Source organism: Pseudomonas inefficax, from assembly GCF_032164165.1.
GTDB classification, from domain to species: domain Bacteria; phylum Pseudomonadota; class Gammaproteobacteria; order Pseudomonadales; family Pseudomonadaceae; genus Aquipseudomonas; species Aquipseudomonas inefficax.
Genome location: NZ_CP134401.1, coordinates 3,662,090 through 3,684,921, shown reverse-complemented (window position 1 = coordinate 3,684,921; position 22,832 = coordinate 3,662,090). Strand labels below are relative to the sequence as shown.

Here is a 22,832-nt window from a genome sequence, read left to right as displayed (position 1 = left end):
ATACCGTCAGTTCAACGCATCGATCAACGCCTGGTTCATCTCTGGCGTGCCGATGGTGATGCGCAGGAACTGGGCAATGCGCGGCTGCTTGAAGTGGCGCACGATCACGCCCTGCTCGCGCAGGCGTGCAGCCAGCTCACCGGCGTCTTTTTGCGGATGGCGGGCGAAGATGAAGTTGGCCGCCGACGGCAGCACTTCGAAGCCCTTGCCCTGCAGCTGCCCGACCAAAACCTCGCGGCTGTCGATCACCTTGCGGCAGGTTTCCTCGAAGTACTCGCGGTCCTCGAACGCCGCCGCCGCGCCAACAATCGCCGCACGGTCCAGCGGGTAGGAGTTGAAGCTGTTCTTGATCCGCTCCAGCGCCTCGATCAGGTCCGGGTGGCCCACCGCCAGGCCAACCCGCAGCCCGGCCAACGAGCGCGACTTGGACAGGGTCTGGGTAACCAGCAGGTTGTCGTAGCGGCCCACCAGGCTGATCGCCGTTTCACCACCGAAGTCGATGTAGGCTTCATCGACCACCACCACCGAATCACGGTTGGCCTGAAGCAACTGCTCCACCGCCTGCAGCGGCATCAGGCAGCCGGTCGGCGCGTTGGGGTTGGGGAAGATGATGCCGGCGTTGGGCTTGTTGTAGTCCTCGATGCGGATCTGGAACTGTGGGTCCAGCGCCACCTGCTCGAACGCGATACCGTACAGGCCGCAGTACACCGGGTAGAAGCTGTAGCTGATGTCCGGGAACAGCAGCGGCGCGTCGTGCTGGAACAGGCCGTGGAAGATGTGCGCCAGTACCTCGTCCGAGCCGTTGCCGACGAACACTTGTGCCGGGGTTACGCCGTAGTACTCGGCCACCGCCTGCTTCAGCCGGTCACCATTCGGGTCCGGGTACAGGCGCAGGTTGTCGTTCAGCTCGCCGCGCATGGCTTCCAGGGCCTTGGGCGACGGGCCGTAGGGGTTTTCGTTGGTGTTCAGCTTGACCAGGCGGGCCAGCTTGGGCTGCTCGCCCGGCACGTAAGGCACCAGGTCCTTGACGAAGGGGCTCCAGAATCGACTCATGTTCAGTTCCCCTTCTCTTGGGTCAGGATGCGGTATTCAGCGCTGCGGGCGTGTGCGGTCAGCGACTCGCCACGGGCCAGGACCGAGGCGGTGTGGCCCAGCTCGGACGCCCCCTGCTCGGAGCAGAAAATGATCGACGAACGCTTCTGGAAGTCATACACCCCCAGTGGCGACGAGAAACGCGCGGTACCAGAGGTCGGCAGCACGTGGTTGGGCCCTGCGCAGTAGTCGCCCAGCGCTTCGCTGGTGTGGCGGCCCATGAAGATTGCGCCAGCGTGGCGGATGTGCGGCAGCCAGGCCTGCGGCTCGGCCACCGACAGCTCCAGGTGCTCCGGTGCAATGCGGTTGGCCACTTCAATGGCCTGCTGCATGTCACGCACCTGAATCAGCGCGCCACGGCCATTGATCGACTTCTCGATGATCTCGGCACGTTCCATGGTCGGCAGCAGCTTGTCGATGCTGGCGGCAACGCGGTCGAGGAAGGCGGCGTCCGGGCTGACCAGGATGGCCTGGGCATCTTCGTCGTGTTCTGCCTGGGAGAACAGGTCCATGGCGATCCAGTCCGGGTCGGTCTGGCCGTCGCACACCACGAGGATTTCCGACGGGCCGGCGATCATGTCGATACCCACCTGGCCGAACACGTGGCGCTTGGCGGTGGCGACGTAGATGTTGCCCGGGCCGACGATCTTGTCCACCTGCGGCACGCTTTCGGTACCGTAGGCCAGCGCGGCGACAGCCTGGGCGCCACCGACGGTGAACACCCGGTCGACACCGGCGATGCAGGCAGCCGCCAGCACCAGTTCGTTGACCTCGCCACGCGGGGTCGGCACAACCATTACCACTTCGGCCACGCCGGCAACCTTGGCCGGGATGGCGTTCATCAGCACCGACGATGGGTACGACGCCTTGCCACCCGGCACATACAGGCCAGCGCGGTCCAGCGGGGTGACCTTCTGACCCAGCACGGTGCCGTCGGCCTCGGTGTACTGCCAGGAGTCCTGTTTCTGCCGCTCGTGATACATGCGCACACGGTTGGCAGCCTTTTCCAGGGCTTCGCGCTGGACCGGGGTAATGCGGGTCAGGGCCAGTTCCAGGCGCTCGCGACCGAGAATCAGGTCGTCGATCGATTTGGCGTCGACACCATCGAAACGCTGGGTGAACTCCACCAATGCGGCATCACCACGCTCGCGCACGGCCTTGATGATGTCGAGCACCCGCTGGTTGACCGCGTCATCGGACACACTTTCCCAGCTCAGCAGATGATCCAGATGTCGGGCGAAATCCGGATCAGCAGCGTTGAGACGGGCAATTGCAGTGGACACGGTCATGGCGAGGGCCTCGATTAATGGCGAATGCTCAGGCGCCCTAGGCTACCAGTCCATCCGCGCGGGCACCCGAGAAAAATGGCTATGACGCGGATAGACGGGCGCGACAGCGAAGGTCGCGCACAGAAGGTAGTGAGTCAGCCGCGGTGTCGCGATTCGACCGCTCCGCGCAGCGTGTCGATCAGGCTCTGGATACGGGCGTGCTGCATTTTCATGGAGGCCTTGTTGACCACCAGGCGCGAGCTGATCGTGGCGATCAGTTCCTGGGGCTCCAGGCCGTTGGCACGCAGGGTGTTGCCGGTGTCGACAACGTCGATGATCTTGTCGGCGAGGTTGATCAGCGGTGCCAGCTCCATCGAGCCATACAGCTTGATGATGTCGACCTGGCGGCCCTGTTCGGCGTAGTAGCGCTTGGCTACGTTGACGAACTTGGTAGCCACGCGCAGACGGCCCTTGGGCTCGGGTGCGCCGACTACGCCAGCGGTCATCAGCTTGCAACGGGCAATCTGCAGGTCCAGGGGCTCGTATAGGCCCTGGCCGCCGTACTCCATCAGCACATCCTTGCCGGCCACACCCAGGTCGGCGGCACCATGCTCGACATAGGTCGGCACGTCGGTGGCACGCACGATCAGCAGGCGCACATCGTCCTGCGTGGTGGGGATGATCAGTTTGCGGCTCTTGTCCGGGTTCTCGGTCGGCACGATACCGGCCTCGGCCAGCAACGGCAGGGTATCGTCGAGAATACGGCCTTTGGAAAGCGCGATGGTCAACATTGGAACGTCGGTCCTTAAGCGGCTACTGCCGGCCGGGCGTCGAGCCCGACCGCATTTGATTCATTGTGGGAGCGGGCTTGCCCGCAAAGCAACCAGCGCGGTGCATGGCACCGGCTCTGCCGGTATTCGCGGGCAAGCCCGCTCCCACACGGTATGCCGAAGGGCTACTAGCCCGGTACGCGACGGATCTTCGCGCCCAGCATCTGCAGTTTTTCTTCGATGCACTCGTAACCACGGTCGATGTGGTAGATGCGATCGATCAGGGTATCGCCTTCGGCTACCAGCGCCGACAGCACCAGGCTGGCGGAAGCACGCAGGTCGGTGGCCATTACCGGGGCGCCTTTCAGCGCCTTGACGCCAGTGACGATGGCAGTGTTGCCTTCGACCTGGATCTGCGCGCCCATGCGGTGCATTTCGTAGACGTGCATGAAGCGGTTTTCGAAGATCGTCTCGATCACTGCACCGGTGCCTTCGGCAATGGCGTTGAGCGAGATGAACTGCGCCTGCATGTCGGTCGGGAACGCCGGGTACGGGGCGGTACGCAGGTTGACGGCTTTCGGCCGCTTGCCGTGCATGTCCAGCTCGATCCAGTCTTCGCCGGTGTTGATGTCGGCGCCGGCTTCCTTGAGTTTTTCCAGTACTGCTTCAAGGATGGTCGGGTCGGTGTCCTTGACCTTGACGCGGCCACCGGTCACGGCAGCGGCAACCAGGTAGGTACCGGTCTCGATACGGTCCGGCATCACCCGGTAGCTGGCCGAAGCCAGGCGCTCGACGCCATCGATGACGATGGTGTCGGTACCAGCGCCCTGGACGTTGCCGCCCATGGCGTTGATGAAGTTGGCCAGGTCGACCACTTCCGGCTCGCGCGCGGCGTTCTGCAGCACGCTGCGGCCCTTGGCCAGGGCTGCGGCCATCATGATGTTCTCGGTACCGGTCACGCTGACGGTGTCGAAGAAGAAGTGCGCACCGCGCAGGCCACCCTCAGGCGCCTTGGCCTTGATGTAGCCGCCTTCGACTTCGATCTTCGCGCCCATGGCCTCGAGGCCACGGATGTGCAGGTCGACCGGGCGCGAACCAATGGCGCAACCGCCAGGCAGGGCCACTTCGGCCTCGCCGAAACGGGCGACCATCGGGCCCAGCACCAGAATCGAGGCGCGCATGGTCTTGACCAGCTCGTAAGGCGCGACCAGGGTCTTGATGGTGCGAGGATCGATCTCGACCGCCAGCTTTTCGTCGATCACCGGCTCGATGCCCATGCGGCCGAACAGCTCGATCATGGTGGTGATGTCGTGCAGGTGCGGCAGGTTGCCCACGGTGACCGGGCCGTCGGCCAGCAGGGTCGCCGCCAGAATCGGCAGGGCTGCGTTCTTCGCGCCCGAAATACGGATCTCGCCATCAAGGCGAGCGCCGCCAGTAATAATCAGTTTGTCCATTGGAATCTCGCCGCCACGTTGGCTCAGGTGCGCTCAGCCCAGGCTGCGCTGCTGAAAAATTTCATGGTTACCGCATGGATGCTGCCATTGGCGATCCACGGATTCAGGTGAGCATAGATCGCCTGCTGGCGTTTGACCGGGCTCAGGCCAGCCAACTCGTCGCTGATCACGTTCAACTGGAAGTTGCAGCCTTCGCCTTCAACTTCGACCCGGGAACCCGGCAATTTCTCTTCAAGGAAGCTTTTAACTTCTACGGCCTGCATGCTCAACCTCAATCGGCGCCCGATGCGCACGGGTCGGCCATCATACAAAAAAGCCCCTCGCCTGCGAAGCCCAACGAGGGCTTCGCTGACCGAGGGGCCATCATCCGTGCCGGGCCATCAGGTTGCCAGCACTTCATCGAGGTCATAGACCTCGGCAATTTCCCGCATGTCGTCAGGCATGCCGCGCACCAGGCACCCCTTGCCGGTGGCCTGGGCATCGCGCATGAAAGCCAGCAGCAACGACAGGCCGACACTGGTGGAGCGCTGCACTGCCGAGCAATCGAGCACCATCTGCGCCTCGCGGCAGGCCGCGATCAGCGCCTTGCCCTGCTTGCGCAGGGCCGGCCCGCTGCGATAGTCCAGCACGCCTTCCAGGCGCAGCACGCCCGGCTCGGCCATGCTTACACCGGCCTCACTCATTTGACGGTCTTCTCTGGCGAGTTGTCGGCAGCCTGCTTGGCCTTGGCCACTTCGCCGGCCCAGCCGTCGATGGTCTTGTCCAGGTCGCCGCCATTGCGCTGCATGGCGTCGGCGAACTGGTCGCGGAACAGCTTGCCGATGTTGATGCCGTTGACGATCACGTTACGCACTTTCCATTCGCCACCCAGATTTTCCAGGGTGTACTGCACCGGGTACACGGCGCCATTGTTGCCGGTGACCTTCATGCCTACGGAGGCGCGCTTGCCGTCATCGGCCTTGGCCGGGTCTACGACGATACCCTGGTTGTTGTACTCCAGCAGCGCGTTACCGTAGAACTGGAACAGGCTGCGCTTGAAGTTTTCCTGGAAGCGCTGCATCTGCTCAGGCGTGGCCTTGCGCGAGTACTTGACGGTCATGATGCTTCTGGAAATACCGTCGGCATCGACCACAGGCGCGAGGATCCGGTCAAGGGTGTCGTAGAACGCTTGCGGGTTGGACTTGTACTGCTCCTTGTTGGCCTTGAGCTCACCCAGCAGTTCGGTGGTGGTGCTCTGCACCACATCGTGCGGCGACTGCGCGGCCATTGCCATCAGGGGGAAGGCCGCCAGCAGGACCAGCAGGCCACGTCGCAGGATCGAAATCATGGAAACTCCTTAATTAGCCGGTTGCGCTTCTTTCGGTTCCTTGCCAACGGAGTTGAGCAGGAACTTGCCAATCAGATCTTCCAGCACCAGCGCCGACTGGGTGTCGTGGATGGTCCCGCCGTCCTTGAGCACCTGGTCCTCACCGCCCACGCTGATGCCGATGTACTTCTCGCCAAGCAACCCGGCAGTGAGGATCGAGGCCGTGGAGTCGGTCGGCAGGTTGTCCACCGACTTGTCCAGTTGCAGCGTCACTCGACCGGTGTAGGAATCACGGTCCAGATCGATGGCGGTAACCTTGCCGATGGTCACACCGGCCATGGTCACTTTAGCTCTGACCGTCAAACCGGCGATATTGTCGAAGTAGGCATAAACTTTATAGGTATCGCTGCTCGGGCTGGCCGACAGCCCGCTGACACGCAGGGCGAGCAGCAGCAGCGCCAGGATCCCGGCCAGAAGGAACAGGCCGACACCGATTTCCAGGGTGCGGTTTTGCATCAGAAATCTCCAAACATCAAGGCGGTCAGAATAAAGTCCAGACCCAGCACTGCCAACGAGGCATAGACCACGGTCTTGGTGGTGGCACGGCTGATCCCTTCTGAGGTGGGCTCACAGTCGTACCCCTGGAATACGGCGATCCAGGTCGTGACGAAGGCAAATACCAGGCTCTTGATCAGCCCGTTGAGCACGTCGTCGGTGAACGAAACACTGTTCTGCATGTTGGCCCAGAACGAGCCCTCGTAGACGCCCAGCCAGTCCACCGCCACCCACGAGCCACCCCAGATACCGACCACGCTGAAAATCAGCGCCAGCAACGGCAGCGAGATGAAACCGGCCCACAGGCGCGGCGCAACGATGTACTTGAGCGGGTCGACGCCGATCATTTCAAGGCTCGACAACTGCTCGGTGGACTTCATGTTGCCGATTTCTGCGGTCAGCGCCGAACCGGCACGGCCGGCGAACAGCAACGCCGTCACCACCGGGCCGAGCTCGCGCAGCAGGGTCAGGGCGACCATTTGCCCCACTGCCTGCTCCGAGCCGTACTTGGTCAGGATGCTGAAGCCCTGCAGCGCCAGCACCATGCCGATGAACACCCCGGACACGACGATGATCGCAAGCGACAGCACGCCCACCGAGTACAGCTGTTTGGTCAGCAGCTGGAAGCCGCCACCAATGCCGCCACGGCCGATCAGCGCATGGAACAGGAACAGGCAGGAGCGCCCCAGCACGGCCAGCACGTCGATGGCCGAGCGCCCCAGCAGGCGGACGCGTTCGAGTAAGGATTTTCTGCGCATCAACGCGCTCCCAGCAGGTCGGCGCGGTAGTCAGGCGCAGGGAAGTGGAAAGGCACCGGGCCGTCCGGGTCGCCCTTCATGAATTGGCGAATACGGGGGTTGTCCGAGCCCATCAGCTCGTCAGGCGTCCCCTGGCCCAGCACCTGGCCGTCACCTACCACATAGATGTAGTCGGCGATGCTGGCAGTTTCCGCCAGGTCGTGGGAAACGACGATGCTGGTGATACCCAAGGCGTCGTTCAGCAAGCGGATCAGACGCACCAATACACCCATGGCAATTGGGTCCTGGCCGACGAACGGCTCGTCGTACATGAGGATCTGCGGGTCCAGGGCAATCGCCCGGGCCAGCGCCACACGGCGCTTCATGCCACCGGACAGCTCGTCGGGCATCAGGTCGATGGCACCGCGCAGCCCCACGGCCTGCAGCTTCATCAGCACGATATCGCGGATCATCTCGTCCGACAGCTGGGTATGCACGCGCAGCGGGAACGCGACGTTCTCGAACACATCGAGATCGGTGAACAGCGCGCCGCTCTGGAACAGCACCCCCATTTGCTTGCGGGCGTCGAACAGGTCACTGCGCGACAACGTCGGCAGGTTCTGCCCGGCAACCCAGACCTCACCGCTGGAGGGGCGCAACTGCGCGCCCATCAGGCGGAGCAACGTGGTCTTGCCGCAACCCGATGGCCCCATGATACCGGTGACCTTGCCGCGCGGGATGCGAATGTCGACGTTGCTGAAAATGCTGCGCGAACCGCGTTTGAAGGTAACCCCCTTCAACTCGACCGCGTAGGCGCTATCCACACTCATCTAGACTCCTTGCTAGTGCAGCCTTGTCCTAATGGACGTCGGCCTTCATCTGGAAGGCACAAGCGCCCCTGGCAGGCCGAATAGCGGCGAACTATAGCACCGCTGACAGCGCCGCCCCAAGGTCGGCTAGCGACTCGTTCAGCCCTGCGACAGGCTGGCGAGACATTCACCACGGCAATCGAAAGCGTGAGGGTTTCTTTCATTGCAGCTATAATCGCCGCCTTTTCATCAGGCATTGCTTTTTCGACATGAGCCAATCCAGCGAGCTGATCCAATCCGCCCAACGCACCCTGCGCCTGGAACTCGAGGCCGTAGAGGCCCTGCTGGCGCGCATCGACGACAATTTCGTCAAGGCCTGCGAACTGATCCTGGCCAGCAAGGGCCGGGTCGTCGTGGTCGGCATGGGCAAGTCCGGGCACATCGGCAACAAGATCGCCGCCACCCTGGCCAGCACCGGCACACCGGCGTTTTTCGTGCACCCGGCCGAAGCCAGCCATGGCGACATGGGCATGATCACCCGCGATGATGTCATCCTTGCCCTGTCGAATTCCGGCAGCACCGCCGAAATCGTCACCCTGCTGCCACTGATCAAGCGCCTGGGCATCAAGCTGATAAGCCTGACCGGCAACCCGGACTCGCCATTGGCCCAGGCTGCCGAGGTCAACCTCGACGCCCGCGTCGAGCAAGAGGCCTGCCCGCTGAACCTGGCCCCCACCTCCTCCACCACCGCATCGCTGGTGCTGGGCGACGCGCTGGCCATTGCCCTGCTCGAAGCCCGCGGCTTCACCGCCGAGGACTTTGCCTTCTCGCACCCGGGTGGCGCATTGGGCCGTCGCCTGCTGCTCAAGGTGGAGAACGTGATGCACGCCGGCGACGAACTGCCCCAGGTGCCCCGCGGCACCCTGCTCAAGGACGCGCTCCTTGAAATGTCCCGCAAAGGCCTGGGCATGACCGTGATCGTCGAAGCCGACGGCAAGCTGGCCGGGATCTTCACCGACGGCGACCTGCGCCGCAGCCTGGACCGCAACATCGACGTCCACACCACCCTGATCGACCAGGTCATGACCGTGCACGGCAAGACGGCCCGCGCCGAAATGCTCGCGGCCGAGGCCCTGAAGATCATGGAAGACCACAAGATCGGCGCCCTGGTGGTGGTGGACCGCGAGGACCGCCCCACCGGCGCCCTGAACATGCACGACCTGCTGCGCGCCGGCGTGATGTAAAGGAGCAATGGAATGAACCAGGACCTCATGCAACGCGGCAAGCACATCAAGCTGGCAGTGTTCGACGTGGACGGCGTGCTCACCGACGGGCGCCTGTACTTCCTCGAGGACGGCAGCGAATTCAAGACCTTCAACACCCTCGACGGCCAAGGCATCAAGATGCTCATGGCCTCGGGCGTTACCACCGCGATCATCAGCGGGCGCAAGACCCCGGTAGTCGAGCGCCGGGCGAAGAACCTCGGCATCCCGCACCTGTACCAGGGCCGCGAAGATAAACTGGTGGTGCTCGATGGCCTGCTCGCCGAACTGGGCCTGAGCTATGCTCAAGTGGCCTACCTGGGCGACGACCTGCCCGACCTCCCGGTGATCCGCCGGGTCGCCCTGGGCATGGCGGTGGCCAACGCCGCGCCGTTCGTTCGCCAGCACGCCCATGGCGTGACCCAGGCACGTGGCGGCGAAGGCGCAGCCCGTGAATTCTGCGAACTGATCATGCACGCCCAGGGCACCCTGGACGCTGCCAACGCCAATTACCTGTAAGGCTGCCCATGTTCAGCAAGAAAGCCCGCAACATTGCGCTGCTCGCAGTGATCGCCGCGCTGCTGGTAGCGATCGGCTACTGGAATGTCAGCCCGGAAAGCTTCCTCGACAAGCCGGTGGCCCAGGTCGACGAAAGCGCCATCGACTACTATGCGGTCAACGCCCACAGCCTGCAGTTCCTGCCCGACGGCAAGCTGCAGTACGAAATGACCGCGGACAAGGTCGAGCACCTCAAGGCCAGTGAAATCACTCTGCTGACCACGCCGGACCTGCACCTGTATCGCGGCACCGAATACCCCTGGCATGTGCAGAGCACCCGCGCCGAAGTCAACCCGGACGGCAGCGAAGTCGAACTGATCGACAACGTACGGGTCGCCCGGACCGACGAAAAGCAGCGCGAAATGATCATTACCAGCTCACGCATGACCGTGTTCCCGCAGAAGCAATATGCGCAGACCGAGCAAGCCGTTAGAATCGACGGCGCCGGTGGCACAACTACGGGCAAAGGAATGAAAGCGTATTTGAAAGAAGGCAAGATGGACTTGCTCTCTAACGTAAGAGGACAGTATGAGGCTCGTTAAAACCCTCCCCCTTCTGCTCAGCCTGAGCGCAGCACTGGGAAGCGCGAGCGCCCTCGCCCTGCCGAATGACCGTGACCAGCCTATCCGTATCCAGGCCGACAACGCCCACCTGGACGACAAGCAGGGTGTGGCCACCTACACCGGCGACGTGATCATCACCCAGGGTTCGATGATGATCAAAGGCAACACCGTGACCATCACCCGTTCCGCCTCCGGCGATATCGATGTGGTGACCTCGGTGGGCAACCTGGCCTACTTCGAGCAGCAGCAGAGCGCAGCCAAACCGGACAAGATGAAAGGCTGGGGCGTGACCATCCAGTATCAGGCGCAGAAAGACCTGGTGGTTCTCACCGACCGCGCCAAAGTCGAGAACGAAGGCAACACGACCGAAGGCGAGAAGATCGTCTACAACACCAAGACCCAGGTGGCAACCGCCGGTCGTGGTGGCAACGTGACTTCGCCGCGTCAGCGTATCGACATGGTGATCCAGCCCAAGAAGAAGGCCGAGTAAATGGCAACCCTCAAAGCCCAGCACCTGGCCAAGAGTTACAAGGGGCGGCAGGTCGTGCGTGACGTCAGCCTGTCGATCGACAGCGGCCAGATCGTCGGCCTGCTCGGCCCCAACGGCGCCGGCAAGACCACCTGCTTCTACATGATCGTCGGCCTGGTCCAGGCCGAACAGGGGCGCGTGCTGATCGACAACCTCGATGTCAGCCACCAGCCCATGCATGGTCGCGCCCGCGCCGGCATCGGCTACCTGCCACAGGAAGCCTCGATCTTCCGCAAGCTGTCGGTGGCCGACAACATCATGGCCATCCTCGAGACCCGCAAGGACCTCGACCGCGACGGCCGGCGCAAAGAGCTGGAAAGCCTGCTGCAGGAGTTCCACATCAGCCACATTCGCGACAACCTCGGCATGAGCCTTTCCGGTGGTGAGCGCCGCCGCGTGGAAATTGCCCGCGCGCTGGCGACCGCACCCAAGTTCATCCTGCTGGACGAACCGTTTGCCGGTGTCGACCCGATTTCGGTCGGCGACATCAAGCAGATCATCCATCACCTCAAGGCCAAGGGTATCGGCGTACTGATCACCGACCACAACGTGCGTGAGACCCTGGATATCTGCGAAACCGCCTATATCGTCAATGATGGCCGGCTGATCGCCGAAGGCGACGCCGAAACCATCCTGGCCAACGACCTGGTCAAAGAGGTTTACCTGGGCCACGAGTTCCGGCTCTGAGCCCGGCACGCGCCTGGAGTACCGGCAAATCGCCCTGCAACCCGGGTAAAGTTGTTACGGTACTCTAGGCAAACGCTACAATTTAAGGCATAAAACTTGCTTTATCCGGCGCCCCGGCGCCCTCGTGTAGTGGATGGCGCATGCGCGCCGGCGAACAAGGTATTAAGCCCCAGCCATGAAACCATCGCTCGTCCTAAAAATGGGCCAGCAACTGACGATGACCCCGCAGTTGCAACAGGCCATCCGCCTGCTCCAGCTTTCTACCCTGGACCTCCAACAGGAAATCCAGGAAGCGCTGGAGTCGAACCCGATGCTCGAACGTCAGGAAGACGGCGACGACTTCGACAACAGCGACCCGATGGCGGACAACGCCGAAAACAAGCCGGCCGCCGAAGTCCAGGACAACAGCTTCCAGGAAAGCACCACCAGTGCCGACACCCTGGAAGACGGTGAGTGGAGCGAGCGCATCCCCAACGAGCTGCCGGTCGACACCGCCTGGGAAGACATCTACCAGACCAGTGCCAGCAGCCTGCCGAGCAACGACGACGACGAGTGGGACTTCACCACCCGTACATCGGCCGGCGAAAGCCTGCAAAGCCACCTGTTGTGGCAACTCAACCTGGCCCCGATGTCCGACACCGACCGCCTGATCGCCGTCACCCTGATCGACAGCATCAACGGCCAGGGCTACCTGGAAGACACCCTCGAGGAGATCTGCGCCGGTTTCGACCCGGAGCTGGATATCGAGCTGGACGAAGTCGAAGCTGTACTGCACCGCATCCAGCAGTTCGAGCCAGCCGGCGTTGCCGCCCGCACCCTTGGCGAATGCCTGTTGCTGCAACTGCGCCAGCTGCCCGCGAGCACCCCGTGGATGGCCGAAGCCAAGCGCCTGGTCAGCGACTTCATCGACCTGCTCGGCAGCCGTGACTACAGCCAGCTGATGCGTCGCATGAAAATCAAGGAAGACGAGCTGCGCCAGGTCATCGAGCTGGTACAAAGCCTCAACCCGCGCCCCGGCTCGCAGATTGAGTCCAGCGAGCCTGAGTACGTGGTACCCGACGTCATCGTACGCAAGGACAGCGACCGCTGGCTGGTAGAGCTGAACCAGGAGGCCATTCCGCGCCTGCGCGTCAACCCGCAGTACGCCGGCTTCGTGCGCCGGGCCGACACCAGCGCCGACAACACCTTCATGCGCAACCAGCTGCAGGAAGCGCGCTGGTTCATCAAGAGCCTGCAAAGCCGCAACGAAACCCTGATGAAGGTGGCCACGCAGATCGTCGAGCACCAGCGCGGCTTCCTCGACCACGGCGACGAAGCGATGAAGCCTCTGGTGCTGCATGACATCGCCGAAGCGGTGGGCATGCACGAGTCGACCATTTCGCGGGTAACCACGCAGAAATACATGCACACGCCGCGTGGCATCTACGAACTGAAATACTTTTTCTCCAGCCACGTCAGCACCTCCGAAGGCGGAGAATGCTCGTCTACGGCGATCCGCGCGATCATCAAGAAACTGGTTGCGGCGGAAAATCAGAAAAAGCCATTGAGTGACAGCAAGATCGCTGGTTTACTGGAGGCACAAGGCATCCAGGTAGCCCGTCGCACCGTCGCCAAGTACCGCGAGTCCCTCGGCATCGCACCGTCGAGCGAGCGCAAGCGACTGATGTAGCCCCTGAGATGTGCCACAGCGTTTGTGGGGCAGGTGCAAGACCTGCCTCTTTATGCACGGGCAACAAAGGAGAAGCTGTATGCAAGTCAATATCAGTGGACAGCATGTAGAAGTCACCCAGCCACTGCGCGATTATGTGCTTGAAAAGCTCGCTCGCGTGGAAAGTCACTTCGACAAGATCACCAACGTGCAGGTCATCATGAAAGTCGAGAAGCTGCAGCAGAAGGTCGAGGCGACCTTGCAGATTCCCGGCGGCGAAGTGGTTGCCAACGCCGAACACGAAGACATGTATGCAGCGATCGACGCCTTGGCCGACAAGCTCGACCGCCAACTGAAAAAACACAAGGAAAAACAGCAAAGCCTGCTGCAAGGTGCAGCCGCCCGCTGATCCCCCTCATCCATGATCCGACTTGAAACCATCCTGACCCCCGGCCGTTCCCTCGTGAACGTGCCGGGCGGCAGCAAGAAGCGCGCCCTGGAAAAGGTCGCCACCGTCATCGCCGAACAAGTGCCCGAACTGGAGATGCAGGACGTCTTCGAAAAACTGGTCGCCCGGGAAAAACTCGGCTCGACCGGTTTCGGCAACGGCATCGCCATCCCGCACTGTCGGCTTGAAGGATGTTCCGCTCCGGTCAGCGCCCTGCTGCACCTGGAAGCGCCTATCGACTACGACGCCATCGATGGCGCGCCGGTGGACCTGCTGTTCGTCCTGCTGGTGCCAGAAGCCGCCACCGATGCCCATCTGGAACTGCTGCGCCAGATTGCCAGCATGCTCGATCGCAAGGAGGTCCGTGATCGCCTGCGTGCGGCCACCAGCAGCGAGGCCCTGTTCCAGGTTGTCCTGGACGTACAGAACGAGCACTGAACATGCGCCTGATCATCGTCAGCGGCCGGTCCGGCTCCGGCAAGAGCACCGCCCTCGATGTCCTGGAAGACAACGGTTTCTACTGCATTGACAACCTGCCCGCCGGGCTGCTGCCGCAGCTGGCGGAAAATGCGCTGATCAACACCGAATTACTGCAACCCAAGGTTGCCGTGTCGATCGACGCACGCAACCTGCCCAGCCACCTGACGCGTTTCCCCGAGTTGCTCGAAGAAGCCCGCGCCCGGCATATCCAGTGCGACGTGCTGTACCTGGATGCCGACGAAGACGTACTGCTCAAGCGCTTCTCGGAAACCCGCCGACGCCACCCGCTGACCAACGCCGACCGCTCGCTCGCGGAAGCGATTCGGGTGGAAAGCGAATTACTGGGGCCGATTGCAGACCTGGCCGACCTGAAGATCGACACTACCAGCCTGAACCTGTACCAGCTGCGTGATTCGATCAAGCTGCGCCTGCTCAACCAGCCCGAACCTGGAACGGCGTTCCTGGTCGAGTCGTTCGGTTTCAAGCGCGGAATGCCGGTCGATGCCGACCTGGTGTTCGATGTGCGCTGCCTGCCCAACCCCTACTGGAAGCCCGAACTGCGTGAGCACTCCGGCCTTGAGCAACCGGTGATCGACTACCTGGCCGCACAGGCGGATGTCGAAGAGATGTTCAACGACATTTCCAGCTACCTGCTCAAGTGGCTGCCCCGCTTCGCCGCCAGCAACCGTGCCTACGTCACCATTGCCATTGGCTGCACCGGCGGCCACCACCGCTCGGTGTACATCACCGAGCGCCTTGGCCAGTTGCTGCAGCAATCCCTGAAAAACGTCCAGGTCCGCCACCGCGACCTCTAGCCCAAGGATCCGCCCCACGATGCCCGCCCGTGAAATCACCATCATCAACAAGCTGGGTCTGCATGCCCGGGCGGCAGCCAAGTTCGTCGGCGTTGCCGGCCGCTTCCCCTGCCAGGTCAGGGTTGGGCGTGCACCGGACAAACTGGTGGATGGCAAGAGCATCATGGCGGTGATGATGCTGGCAGCAGGCAAAGGTACCCAGGTGCACCTGTATACCGAAGGTGAGCAGGACGTTGAAGCCATGGATGCGCTGGTCGAGCTGATCAACAACTTCTTCGACGAAGGCGAATGAATTTCGCTGGCCCGCACGGTCCGTGTGGGAACAGCGTTTTTGCGCACAACGCCTGTGGGAGATTGCCCAGTCCTTTGGGCTGCGCTATCGCGTAGAGAACTGAATTCGCAAGCGGTACGCGTACCCTGTGGGAGCGGCTTTAGCCGCGAAGAATCCAACGCGGTGCATGGCACCGGCTGCGCCGGTGTTCGCGGCTAAAGCCGCTTCCACAGCGTCCCCGCTAATTCAATGAGTTATGTGCCGCTCCCACAGCGAAGCCGGTGAACGCCCCATCATCCGGCGCAAACCGATGCACAGCCCCAAGCTGGCCAGACCAGGTCCAACCAGGCGAAGCCGCGCGCCAATAGCAGCGCAGTGCCTGCCAGCAACAGCAAAGTCCCAAGCGCCAGGCGAAACAGGCGCACACGGCTGACAGACATCATCTGAGAGCGCATACCGGGTAGACTCACTTCAGGGTTTCGAGGTAGCGGCGCTCCACTTCCGCCCAGTCAATGACGTTATAGAAGGCACCGATGTATTCCGGACGACGGTTCTGGTACTTCAGGTAGTAGGCATGCTCCCACACGTCCAGGCCGAGGATTGGCGTGTTGCCATGCATCAGCGGGCTGTCCTGGTTGCCGCTGCTTTCCACCACCAGGGTTTTCTGCGGGCTCACGCTGAGCCAGGCCCAGCCACTGCCGAAGCGGGTCAACGCAGCCTTGGTGAAGGCCTCCTTGAAGGCAGCGAAGCCGCCCAGCTGGGCATCGACGGCCTGCGCCAGAGCGCCCTGCGGCTCTCCCCCACCCTGCGGCGACATCACGGTCCAGAACAGGCTGTGGTTGGCGTGCCCACCGCCATGGTTGATCACTGCACCACGAAGGTTTTCCGGCAATTGCCCGACCGCGCCGAGCAGCTTTTCCACCGGCCATTCAGCCCATTCGGTGCCTTCGATGGCGGCGTTGAGGCCATTGACATAGGCCTGGTGGTGCCTGGAGTGGTGGATTTCCATGGTCTGCGCGTCGATGTGCGGTTCCAGCGCAGTGTAGGCGTAAGGCAGTGCAGGCAAGGTATGGGGCATATCAGTGAATTCCGTAGGCATGGGTTGGGCGATGACCAACGCGGCCATCGCTGGCGCTTGGGCCGTGACTCGGGGTCAGATACCACCGGCAGTGAGTTTTTCCGGGTCCAGCAGCGCTTCCAGCTGGTCACGCGACAGGTCGGTATGCTCCAGCGCCACATCGATGATCGGACGCCCCTGCTTGTAGGCGGTCTTGGCGATTTCGGCGGCCTTGAGGTAACCGATGATCGGGTTGAGCGCCGTGACCAGAATCGGGTTGCGGGCCAGGGCTTCCTTGAGCTTGCTTTCGTTGACCTTGAAGCTGGCGATGGCCTTGTCGGCGAGCAGGCGGCTGACGTTGGCCATCAGTTCGATGCTCTCCAGCAGGTTGCGGGCGATCACCGGCAGCATCACGTTCAGCTCGAAGTTGCCGGATTGGCCTGCGATGGCGATGGTGGCGTCATTGCCGATCACCTGGGCGGCGACCATGGCGGTGGCCTCCGGGATCACCGGGTTGACCTTGCCTGGCATGATCGAAGAGCCCGGCTGCAGACCTTGCAGTTCGATTTCGCCCAGCCCGGCCAGCGGGCCGGAGTTCATCCAGCGCAAGTCGTTGGCGATCTTCATCAGCGCCACGGCGGCAGTCTTGAGCTGGCCAGACAGGGCCACGGCGGTGTCCTGCGAGCCGATCAGGGCGAACAGGTTCTGCCCGGGGGTGAACTCGACCTGAGTCAGGCCGCTGAGCTGATGGGCGAAACCGGCAGCGAACCGTGGATGGGCGTTGATGCCGGTGCCCACGGCAGTGCCACCCTGGGCCAGCGCCTGCAAGCTCGGCAGGGTCGCTTCGATGTGTGCCTTGGCGCCACTGATCTGCGCCGCCCAGCCATCGAGCACCTGGCTCATGCGCACTGGCATGGCGTCCATCAGGTGGGTGCGACCAGTCTTCACGTACTGATGCACCTGTGCCGACTTGGCCTCTATCACCTGTACCAGGTGCGCCAGGGCAGGCAGCAGCTGCTCGTGCAGGGCCAGAGCGGCGCTGACATGAATGGTGGTCGGGATGATGTCGTTGCTGCTCTGGCCACAGTTGACGTGGTCGTTGGCGTTGACCGCCTCACCCAGCACGCGGCTGGCCAGCGTGGCGATCACCTCGTTGGCGTTCATGTTCGAGCTGGTACCGGAGCCGGTCTGGAACACATCCACCGGGAAATGCTGGATGAAGTCACCCGCCAGCAGTTGCTCGACTGCGGTTACGATGGCCTGCCCTTGCGCGCTCGACAGCTGCTCCAGTTCGACGTTGGCCTTGGCTGCGGCGGCCTTGGCCAGCAGCAGTGCGCGAATGAACTGGGCCGGCATGCGCTGGCCGCTGACCGGGAAGTTGTCGACCGCGCGCTGGGTCTGGGCACCGTACAGGGCCTGGGCCGGCACCTGCAGTTCGCCCATGCTGTCACGCTCGATACGGGTATCACTCATCATCAAATCCTTGCATCAGTTCATCGGGAGAGATCGACGGCAGCAGGCGGCAATTGGCCAACTGCAGGGCATAGGGCTGCCAACGCTGGTTTTGCGCCTCGCGGTCGAGGTTGCGCAGGTCCAGCAGTGGGCGCCAGGCCTGGTCCAGGCACAGGCAGCGCCAATGCCAGGGCAGCATGCGGTCGCAGGCGGTATCCAGCAGCAGGCGGAAGGAGGTCAGTGCCACCGTCCACGGCGAGGTCTCGGTGCAGCACACCAGATAGCGGCCTTCAGCCAGGTAATGCTCGATCAGACGCGGCTCGTCGGGCTCGAGCGCACAGCGGATGCGGCGGCTGAGCCAGCGCCAGTTTTCCAGGTAGGGCAGTTCGCGGAGGACGGGCTTCATGAACATCATCGCCGGGTTACTGGATAATGATATTCATTATTAAGTGATAAACAGAATCACTTCAAGAGGAAGGTGATGAAACAAAAAACCCGGCGTGGGGGCCGGGTCTTTTTTGTTGCATTGAGAAATCTCTACTGCCTGCACCGGCCTCTTCGCGGGTGAACCCGCTCCCACAGGGACGGCGCCGTACTTGATGACTGCGCATTACTTGTGGGAGCGGGTTCACCCGCGAATAGGCCGGTACAGGCTAAAGATCAGCTGCCAGCAACGGTCATCCGCTCGATCAGCACCGAACCGGTGTGAATGTTGCTGCGTGTCTCAAGATCGCAGCCAATCGCGACAATCTGCTGGAACATGTCTTTCATGTTCCCGGCAATGGTCACTTCCTGCACCGCGTGCTGGATCTCGCCATTCTCAACCCAGAACCCTGCCGCGCCGCGGGAATAATCCCCCGTCACCATGTTCAAGCCATGCCCCATCAACTCGGTCACCAGCAGCCCGCGCCCCATGCGCCGGATCAGCGCCGCCTGGTCCTCGACCCCATGGCTGACGAACAGGTTGTGCACGCCACCGGCGTTGGCGGTGCTTGGCAAACCCAGCTTGCGCCCGGAATAGGTACCCAACAGGTACGACACCAGCTCGCCCTTGTCGACGAACGGCTTGGCATAGGTAGCCAGGCCGTCGCCATCGAATGCGGCACTGCCCAGTGCCCGCGGAATATGCGGGCGCTCGTCGAGGGTCAGCCAGGCAGGGAACAGCCGCTGGCCAATGGTCCCCTCCAGGAACGAGGATTTGCGGTACAGGTTGCCGCCGGAGATGGCCGACAGGAAGCTGCCGAACAGGCCACCGGCCAACTCGGCCGAGAACAACACTGGCACCTCGCACGTCGGCACCGGCCGCGCACCCAGGCGGCTGGCGGCACGCTGGGCAGCGCGCACGCCGATGCTACGCGGGTCTGCCAGCAGGTTGCCCTGGCGGTTCACGTCGTACCAGTAGTCACGCTGCATCTGCCCGTCGCCTTCGGCGATCATCACGCAGCTCAGGCTGTGCCGGGTTGAGGCGTAGCCACCGATGAAACCATGACTGTTGCCATACACGCGACAGCCCTGGTGGGTATTGAGGGTGGTGCCGTCGGCGTTGAGGATGCGCGGGTCAGCGTCGAACGCCGCCGCCTCGCAGGCCAGGGCCATCTCGATGGCCTTCTCCGGCTCGAGGTCCCAGTCGTGGTACAGGTCCAGGTCCGGGATCTCGCGGGCCATCAGCGCTGCGTCGGCCAGGCCGGAACATTCGTCCTCGGAGGTATGCTTGGCAATCGCCAAGGCGGCGGTGACGGTTTCGCGGATCGCTTCCGGGCCACTGGCCGAGGTGCTGGCCGAGCCTTTGCGCTGGCCCACATAGAGGGTGATGCCAAAGCCCTGGTCGCGGTTGAACTCGACCGTTTCGACCTCACGCTGGCGTACCGTGGTGGACAGGCCCTGCTCCAGCGACACCGCCACTTCGCAGGCACTGGCCCCCTGGCGGCGCGCCTCGGCGATGATCGCCTCGACCTGCTCCTGCAATGCTGGCAGGTCTTTCGGACCTACGCTCTGGACTGCACTCATGGTTCTCTCCACTCAAATTCTGCGTTCGGCGAGGGTCATTCTACGACCGGGCCGGACAAGCGGCCCCCGACTGGTTATCATGGCGGCGATTTCTAGCGGACTGCCACCATGGTTGATTCAAACGACGACGCCTTCGACGGCGAAAAAAGCAAAACCCAGATCAAGCGCGAGCTGCATGCGCTGGTCGAACTCGGCGAGCGCCTAACCACGCTCAAGGCCGATACCCTGGCCCGCCTGCCGTTGACCGACGAGCTGCGCAAGGCCCTGGCCGAAGCCAGCAAGCACACCGCTCACGGTGCCCGCAAACGCCACATGTCGTTTGTCGGCAAGCTGATGCGCGTGCAGGACCTGGATGCCATCCAAGCCCTGCTCGAACAGATGGACAGCTCGACTCGCCAGTACAACGAGCGCTTCCACAGCCTGGAGCGCTGGCGCGACCGGCTGATCGACGGTAACGACGAAGACCTCGAGCGCTTCGTCAATGAGTACCCCGACACCGATCGCCAGCAGCTGCGCTCGCTGGTACGCCATGCCCAGCACGAGAAGGCGCGGAACAAGCCGCCTGCCGCCGCGCGCAAAGTGTTCAAGTACATCCGCGACCTCGACGAACTGCAGCGCGGGTTACGCTGATCACCCTGGGGCCGCTTTGCGACCCAATCGCGACACAAGGCCGCTCCCACAGTAAGTGCACAGCCATTTCTGCATGGCGCAATCCCTGTGGGAGCGGCCTTGCGTCGCGAAAGGACCGCAAAGCGGTCCCAGATGGCCGTCACGCCCCTGTACCGCCCACGGTAATCGCATCCAGCTTCAAGGTCGGCTGGCCGACCCCCACCGGCACCGACTGCCCGTCCTTGCCGCAAGTCCCTACCCCGCTGTCCAGCGCCAGGTCGTTACCGACCATCGACACCCGGCTCATCGCCTCCGGACCGTTGCCGATCAGGGTTGCCCCTTTCACCGGCGCGGTAATCTTGCCGTCTTCGATCAGGTAGGCCTCACTGGTCGAGAACACGAACTTGCCGCTGGTGATGTCCACCTGGCCACCGCCGAGGTTGGCGCAGTAGATGCCCTTCTTCACCGAAGCGATGATTTCCTGCGGGTCGCTTTCACCCGCACGCATGTAAGTGTTGGTCATGCGGGGCATCGGCAGGTGCGCGTAGGATTCGCGCCGGCCATTGCCGGTCACCGCCATGCCCATCAGGCGTGCGTTCAGCTTGTCCTGCATGTAGCCCTTGAGCACTCCGTTCTCGATCAGCGTGGTGCACTCGGTCGGGGTGCCTTCGTCATCCACGCTCAGCGAGCCTCGGCGGCCTTCGAGGGTGCCGTCGTCGACGATGGTGCACAGGCTCGACGCCACTTTCTCACCAATGCGGCCGCTGAACGCCGAACTGCCCTTGCGGTTGAAGTCACCTTCCAGGCCATGGCCGACAGCCTCGTGCAGCAGCACGCCCGACCAGCCCGAACCCAACACCACAGGCAGGGTACCAGCCGGAGCCGGGATCGCCTCCAGGTTCACCAGGGCCTGGCGCAGCGCTTCGCGGGCATAGCCCATGACCCGCTCTTCGGTGAAGTAGCGGTAGTCGGTACGCCCGCCACCGCCCTGCCCGCCCCGCTCGCGACGGCCATTCTGCTCGACGATGACGCTGACGTTGAAGCGCACCAGCGGACGCACGTCGGCGGCCAGGCTGCCATCGGCCGCAGCGATCAGGATGCGCTCCCAGACCCCGGCCATGCTCACACTGACCTGCTGGATACGCGGGTCCAGGGCTCGGGTGGCGGCGTCGACGCGTTTGAGCAGCTCGACCTTCTCGGCACGGCTGAGCACATCCAGCGGGTTGTCCGCCGGATAAAGGGCGGCCACATCCTGGCTGCGGAAGGCCTGCACCTTGCCGTTCTGGCCGGCACGCGAGATCGAACGGGCGGCACGGGCGGCCGAGGTCAGCGCTTCGAGGTTGATCGCGTTGCTGTAGGCAAAGCCGGTCTTTTCACCGGACTGGGCACGCACGCCCACGCCCTGGTCGAGGTTGAAACTGCCCTCTTTGACGATGCCGTCTTCCAGCGCCCAGGTTTCCGAGATCTGCCCCTGGAAATACAGGTCGGCGGCGTCGATGCCGGGGCCGGCCAACTCACCCAGCACGCTCTGCAGGCTGTCCAGGGTCAAGCCGCCTGGGGCCAGGAGCTGCTCGCTGACGGTGGATAACATCTGGCTCATAGTCACTCCGAGGTGTGCGCAGGCCGCAACGCGCCCTGCGAGAAAAAGCGCCGGTGCGATACCACCGGCATGCGCGCCCGGATGGACGCTTGTTCGTCAATGTCGCGCTCGGCGAGCAGTACCGCTTCACCTTGCGCCTGTTCCGCGACGATGCGCCCCCAGGGGTCGACGATCGCCGCATGGCCATGGGTTTCCCGTGGCCCCGGGTGAGTCCCGCCTTGCGCCGCAGCCAGCAGGTAGCACTGGGTCTCGATGGCCCGGGCGCGTACCAGCACTTCCCAGTGCGCCGCGCCCGTTACCGCAGTGAAGGCGGCCGGTGCAGTGATCAGTTCCGCGCCGGCGGCACGCAGTGCGCTGTACAGCTCGGGGAAGCGCAGGTCGTAGCACACGCTCAGCCCCAGCCGCCCCACCGGCGTATCAGCCACCACCACCTGGGCGCCGTGGGCGTAGTCATCGGACTCGCGGTAGCGGCCACGGTTGTCGGCAACGTCCACATCAAACAGGTGCAGCTTGTCATAGCGTGCCGCCACCTCACCGTGTTCGTCGATCAACAGCGAGCAGGCATGCGCCTTGGCTTCGGGCTGGCCGACCGGTGGCAATGGCAAGGTACCGGCGACAATCCATAACTTGAGGTCGCGGGCGGTGCGTTTCAACCATGGCAGGATCGGCCCTTCGCCCAACGCTTCGGCGCGGCCGATGGCAGCGGCGTCCTTGCGGCCCATGGCGGCGAAGTTTTCCGGCAGCACGGCCAGCCGTGCACCGCCAAGCGCGGCCTGCTCCAGCAGGGCACCGGCACGCTGCAGGTTGGCCAGCACATCGTCCTGGCTGACCATCTGGATTACAGCTGCCTTCATG

At 63.2% G+C, this 22,832-nt stretch carries 27 protein-coding genes; 11 read left to right on the top strand and 16 right to left on the bottom strand.

Annotation, left to right across the window (positions count from 1 at the left end; genetic code table 11):
• Nucleotides 1-6 precede the first annotated feature (6 nt).
• From hisC to RIN61_RS16580, 10 genes are all read right to left on the bottom strand, one after another.
• Nucleotides 7-1,053 carry a histidinol-phosphate transaminase gene (hisC, locus tag RIN61_RS16625; protein ID WP_112250793.1) on the bottom strand — a complete coding sequence of 349 codons (1,047 nt, stop codon included), beginning with the start codon at nt 1,051-1,053 and terminating at the stop codon, nt 7-9.
• Between the two features lie 2 nt (nt 1,054-1,055).
• Complete coding sequence (gene hisD / locus RIN61_RS16620) at nt 1,056-2,381, bottom strand: histidinol dehydrogenase (RefSeq protein WP_112250791.1); 1,326 nt, start codon at nt 2,379-2,381, stop codon at nt 1,056-1,058.
• A 134-nt stretch (nt 2,382-2,515) separates the two neighbouring features.
• Nucleotides 2,516-3,151, bottom strand: coding sequence for an ATP phosphoribosyltransferase (gene hisG / locus RIN61_RS16615; RefSeq protein WP_003257924.1), 636 nt, complete (start codon nt 3,149-3,151; stop codon nt 2,516-2,518).
• A gap of 167 nt (nt 3,152-3,318) precedes the next feature.
• A complete protein-coding gene (murA, locus tag RIN61_RS16610; RefSeq protein ID WP_112250789.1) occupies nt 3,319-4,584 on the bottom strand; it encodes a UDP-N-acetylglucosamine 1-carboxyvinyltransferase in 1,266 nt (421 codons plus the stop codon).
• 23 nt (nt 4,585-4,607) lie between these two features.
• A complete protein-coding gene (locus RIN61_RS16605) occupies nt 4,608-4,847 on the bottom strand; it encodes a BolA family protein (protein ID WP_003255121.1) in 240 nt (79 codons plus the stop codon).
• A 117-nt stretch (nt 4,848-4,964) separates the two neighbouring features.
• Nucleotides 4,965-5,267 (bottom strand): STAS domain-containing protein, encoded by a 303-nt coding sequence (locus RIN61_RS16600; RefSeq protein ID WP_207877681.1) that lies wholly within the window; start codon nt 5,265-5,267, stop codon nt 4,965-4,967.
• Nucleotides 5,264-5,911 carry an MlaC/ttg2D family ABC transporter substrate-binding protein gene (locus RIN61_RS16595; protein WP_196179828.1) on the bottom strand — a complete coding sequence of 216 codons (648 nt, stop codon included), beginning with the start codon at nt 5,909-5,911 and terminating at the stop codon, nt 5,264-5,266. Before RIN61_RS16595 ends, RIN61_RS16600 begins: the two co-directional genes overlap by 4 nt.
• 9 nt (nt 5,912-5,920) lie before the next feature.
• On the bottom strand, nt 5,921-6,406 hold the full coding sequence (gene mlaD, locus RIN61_RS16590; protein ID WP_003257921.1) for an outer membrane lipid asymmetry maintenance protein MlaD: 486 nt from the start codon (nt 6,404-6,406) through the stop codon (nt 5,921-5,923).
• Nucleotides 6,406-7,203 carry a lipid asymmetry maintenance ABC transporter permease subunit MlaE gene (gene mlaE, locus RIN61_RS16585; protein WP_013971083.1) on the bottom strand — a complete coding sequence of 266 codons (798 nt, stop codon included), beginning with the start codon at nt 7,201-7,203 and terminating at the stop codon, nt 6,406-6,408. Before mlaE ends, mlaD begins: the two co-directional genes overlap by 1 nt.
• Entirely contained in the window at nt 7,203-8,012 is an 810-nt protein-coding gene (locus RIN61_RS16580; RefSeq protein ID WP_012270662.1) for an ATP-binding cassette domain-containing protein, read from the bottom strand. The genes mlaE and RIN61_RS16580 overlap by 1 nt, the downstream gene beginning before the upstream one ends.
• 248 nt (nt 8,013-8,260) lie before the next feature.
• On the opposite strand from RIN61_RS16580, the gene RIN61_RS16575 reads away from it, so the two are divergent.
• The 10 genes from RIN61_RS16575 to RIN61_RS16530 all read left to right on the top strand — a co-directional run bounded on the left by RIN61_RS16575 (nt 8,261) and on the right by RIN61_RS16530 (nt 15,273).
• A complete protein-coding gene (locus tag RIN61_RS16575; protein WP_003257920.1) occupies nt 8,261-9,235 on the top strand; it encodes a KpsF/GutQ family sugar-phosphate isomerase in 975 nt (324 codons plus the stop codon).
• Nucleotides 9,236-9,247: 12 nt separating this feature from the next.
• Nucleotides 9,248-9,772 carry a KdsC family phosphatase gene (locus RIN61_RS16570; protein ID WP_112250784.1) on the top strand — a complete coding sequence of 175 codons (525 nt, stop codon included), beginning with the start codon at nt 9,248-9,250 and terminating at the stop codon, nt 9,770-9,772.
• Nucleotides 9,773-9,780: 8 nt separating this feature from the next.
• Nucleotides 9,781-10,353: an LPS export ABC transporter periplasmic protein LptC gene (gene lptC / locus RIN61_RS16565; protein WP_046615766.1), complete on the top strand. Its 573-nt coding sequence runs from the start codon at nt 9,781-9,783 to the stop codon at nt 10,351-10,353.
• Complete coding sequence (lptA, locus tag RIN61_RS16560; RefSeq protein ID WP_112250782.1) at nt 10,340-10,864, top strand: lipopolysaccharide transport periplasmic protein LptA; 525 nt, start codon at nt 10,340-10,342, stop codon at nt 10,862-10,864. Before lptC ends, lptA begins: the two co-directional genes overlap by 14 nt.
• Nucleotides 10,865-11,590: an LPS export ABC transporter ATP-binding protein gene (gene lptB / locus RIN61_RS16555; RefSeq protein WP_003255132.1), complete on the top strand. Its 726-nt coding sequence runs from the start codon at nt 10,865-10,867 to the stop codon at nt 11,588-11,590.
• 175 nt (nt 11,591-11,765) lie between these two features.
• Nucleotides 11,766-13,259, top strand: coding sequence for an RNA polymerase factor sigma-54 (locus RIN61_RS16550; protein WP_112250780.1), 1,494 nt, complete (start codon nt 11,766-11,768; stop codon nt 13,257-13,259).
• Nucleotides 13,260-13,338: 79 nt separating this feature from the next.
• Nucleotides 13,339-13,647, top strand: a complete 309-nt coding sequence (gene hpf, locus RIN61_RS16545) for a ribosome hibernation-promoting factor, HPF/YfiA family (protein WP_003255135.1) — start codon at nt 13,339-13,341, stop codon at nt 13,645-13,647.
• Nucleotides 13,648-13,659: 12 nt separating this feature from the next.
• Entirely contained in the window at nt 13,660-14,124 is a 465-nt protein-coding gene (gene ptsN / locus RIN61_RS16540) for a PTS IIA-like nitrogen regulatory protein PtsN (RefSeq protein ID WP_015269060.1), read from the top strand.
• A gap of 2 nt (nt 14,125-14,126) precedes the next feature.
• Entirely contained in the window at nt 14,127-14,981 is an 855-nt protein-coding gene (gene rapZ / locus RIN61_RS16535; protein ID WP_112250778.1) for an RNase adapter RapZ, read from the top strand.
• A gap of 19 nt (nt 14,982-15,000) precedes the next feature.
• Entirely contained in the window at nt 15,001-15,273 is a 273-nt protein-coding gene (locus RIN61_RS16530) for an HPr family phosphocarrier protein (protein ID WP_112250776.1), read from the top strand.
• Between the two features lie 445 nt (nt 15,274-15,718).
• Here the strand turns inward: RIN61_RS16530 and RIN61_RS16525 are convergent, their stop codons facing one another.
• From RIN61_RS16525 to pmbA, 4 genes are all read right to left on the bottom strand, one after another.
• Entirely contained in the window at nt 15,719-16,330 is a 612-nt protein-coding gene (locus tag RIN61_RS16525; RefSeq protein ID WP_112251137.1) for a superoxide dismutase, read from the bottom strand.
• Between the two features lie 75 nt (nt 16,331-16,405).
• Nucleotides 16,406-17,782 carry a class II fumarate hydratase gene (locus tag RIN61_RS16520; protein WP_112250774.1) on the bottom strand — a complete coding sequence of 459 codons (1,377 nt, stop codon included), beginning with the start codon at nt 17,780-17,782 and terminating at the stop codon, nt 16,406-16,408.
• On the bottom strand, nt 17,775-18,176 hold the full coding sequence (locus RIN61_RS16515; protein WP_025337819.1) for a hypothetical protein: 402 nt from the start codon (nt 18,174-18,176) through the stop codon (nt 17,775-17,777). The genes RIN61_RS16520 and RIN61_RS16515 overlap by 8 nt, the downstream gene beginning before the upstream one ends.
• Before the next feature lie 245 nt (nt 18,177-18,421).
• Nucleotides 18,422-19,768 (bottom strand): metalloprotease PmbA, encoded by a 1,347-nt coding sequence (pmbA, locus tag RIN61_RS16510; RefSeq protein ID WP_215520310.1) that lies wholly within the window; start codon nt 19,766-19,768, stop codon nt 18,422-18,424.
• 108 nt (nt 19,769-19,876) lie between these two features.
• Here pmbA and yjgA point away from each other — a divergent pair, with 108 nt between their 5' ends.
• Complete coding sequence (gene yjgA, locus RIN61_RS16505; RefSeq protein WP_085623972.1) at nt 19,877-20,398, top strand: ribosome biogenesis factor YjgA; 522 nt, start codon at nt 19,877-19,879, stop codon at nt 20,396-20,398.
• Nucleotides 20,399-20,537: 139 nt separating this feature from the next.
• Here yjgA and tldD read toward each other — a convergent pair whose 3' ends face one another.
• Both tldD and RIN61_RS16495 read right to left on the bottom strand, forming a co-directional pair.
• Nucleotides 20,538-21,977, bottom strand: coding sequence for a metalloprotease TldD (gene tldD / locus RIN61_RS16500; RefSeq protein WP_313852910.1), 1,440 nt, complete (start codon nt 21,975-21,977; stop codon nt 20,538-20,540).
• A 2-nt stretch (nt 21,978-21,979) separates the two neighbouring features.
• Complete coding sequence (locus tag RIN61_RS16495; RefSeq protein ID WP_112250768.1) at nt 21,980-22,831, bottom strand: carbon-nitrogen hydrolase family protein; 852 nt, start codon at nt 22,829-22,831, stop codon at nt 21,980-21,982.
• Nucleotide 22,832: the final 1 nt, after the last annotated feature.

Excerpts from the sequence above, each read along its gene's own strand:
- hisC (WP_112250793.1), bottom strand. The coding sequence starts at position 1,053 with ATGAGTCGATTCTGGAGCCCCTTCGTCAAGGACCTGGTGCCTTACGTG.
- hisD (WP_112250791.1), bottom strand. The coding sequence starts at position 2,381 with ATGACCGTGTCCACTGCAATTGCCCGTCTCAACGCTGCTGATCCGGAT.
- hisG (WP_003257924.1), bottom strand. The coding sequence starts at position 3,151 with ATGTTGACCATCGCGCTTTCCAAAGGCCGTATTCTCGACGATACCCTG.
- murA (WP_112250789.1), bottom strand. The coding sequence starts at position 4,584 with ATGGACAAACTGATTATTACTGGCGGCGCTCGCCTTGATGGCGAGATC.
- RIN61_RS16605 (WP_003255121.1), bottom strand. The coding sequence starts at position 4,847 with ATGCAGGCCGTAGAAGTTAAAAGCTTCCTTGAAGAGAAATTGCCGGGT.
- RIN61_RS16600 (WP_207877681.1), bottom strand. The coding sequence starts at position 5,267 with ATGAGTGAGGCCGGTGTAAGCATGGCCGAGCCGGGCGTGCTGCGCCTG.
- RIN61_RS16595 (WP_196179828.1), bottom strand. The coding sequence starts at position 5,911 with ATGATTTCGATCCTGCGACGTGGCCTGCTGGTCCTGCTGGCGGCCTTC.
- mlaD (WP_003257921.1), bottom strand. The coding sequence starts at position 6,406 with ATGCAAAACCGCACCCTGGAAATCGGTGTCGGCCTGTTCCTTCTGGCC.
- mlaE (WP_013971083.1), bottom strand. The coding sequence starts at position 7,203 with ATGCGCAGAAAATCCTTACTCGAACGCGTCCGCCTGCTGGGGCGCTCG.
- RIN61_RS16580 (WP_012270662.1), bottom strand. The coding sequence starts at position 8,012 with ATGAGTGTGGATAGCGCCTACGCGGTCGAGTTGAAGGGGGTTACCTTC.
- RIN61_RS16575 (WP_003257920.1), top strand. The coding sequence starts at position 8,261 with ATGAGCCAATCCAGCGAGCTGATCCAATCCGCCCAACGCACCCTGCGC.
- RIN61_RS16570 (WP_112250784.1), top strand. The coding sequence starts at position 9,248 with ATGAACCAGGACCTCATGCAACGCGGCAAGCACATCAAGCTGGCAGTG.
- lptC (WP_046615766.1), top strand. The coding sequence starts at position 9,781 with ATGTTCAGCAAGAAAGCCCGCAACATTGCGCTGCTCGCAGTGATCGCC.
- lptA (WP_112250782.1), top strand. The coding sequence starts at position 10,340 with ATGAGGCTCGTTAAAACCCTCCCCCTTCTGCTCAGCCTGAGCGCAGCA.
- lptB (WP_003255132.1), top strand. The coding sequence starts at position 10,865 with ATGGCAACCCTCAAAGCCCAGCACCTGGCCAAGAGTTACAAGGGGCGG.
- RIN61_RS16550 (WP_112250780.1), top strand. The coding sequence starts at position 11,766 with ATGAAACCATCGCTCGTCCTAAAAATGGGCCAGCAACTGACGATGACC.
- hpf (WP_003255135.1), top strand. The coding sequence starts at position 13,339 with ATGCAAGTCAATATCAGTGGACAGCATGTAGAAGTCACCCAGCCACTG.
- ptsN (WP_015269060.1), top strand. The coding sequence starts at position 13,660 with ATGATCCGACTTGAAACCATCCTGACCCCCGGCCGTTCCCTCGTGAAC.
- rapZ (WP_112250778.1), top strand. The coding sequence starts at position 14,127 with ATGCGCCTGATCATCGTCAGCGGCCGGTCCGGCTCCGGCAAGAGCACC.
- RIN61_RS16530 (WP_112250776.1), top strand. The coding sequence starts at position 15,001 with ATGCCCGCCCGTGAAATCACCATCATCAACAAGCTGGGTCTGCATGCC.
- RIN61_RS16525 (WP_112251137.1), bottom strand. The coding sequence starts at position 16,330 with ATGCCCCATACCTTGCCTGCACTGCCTTACGCCTACACTGCGCTGGAA.
- RIN61_RS16520 (WP_112250774.1), bottom strand. The coding sequence starts at position 17,782 with ATGAGTGATACCCGTATCGAGCGTGACAGCATGGGCGAACTGCAGGTG.
- RIN61_RS16515 (WP_025337819.1), bottom strand. The coding sequence starts at position 18,176 with ATGATGTTCATGAAGCCCGTCCTCCGCGAACTGCCCTACCTGGAAAAC.
- pmbA (WP_215520310.1), bottom strand. The coding sequence starts at position 19,768 with ATGAGTGCAGTCCAGAGCGTAGGTCCGAAAGACCTGCCAGCATTGCAG.
- yjgA (WP_085623972.1), top strand. The coding sequence starts at position 19,877 with ATGGTTGATTCAAACGACGACGCCTTCGACGGCGAAAAAAGCAAAACC.
- tldD (WP_313852910.1), bottom strand. The coding sequence starts at position 21,977 with ATGAGCCAGATGTTATCCACCGTCAGCGAGCAGCTCCTGGCCCCAGGC.
- RIN61_RS16495 (WP_112250768.1), bottom strand. The coding sequence starts at position 22,831 with ATGAAGGCAGCTGTAATCCAGATGGTCAGCCAGGACGATGTGCTGGCC.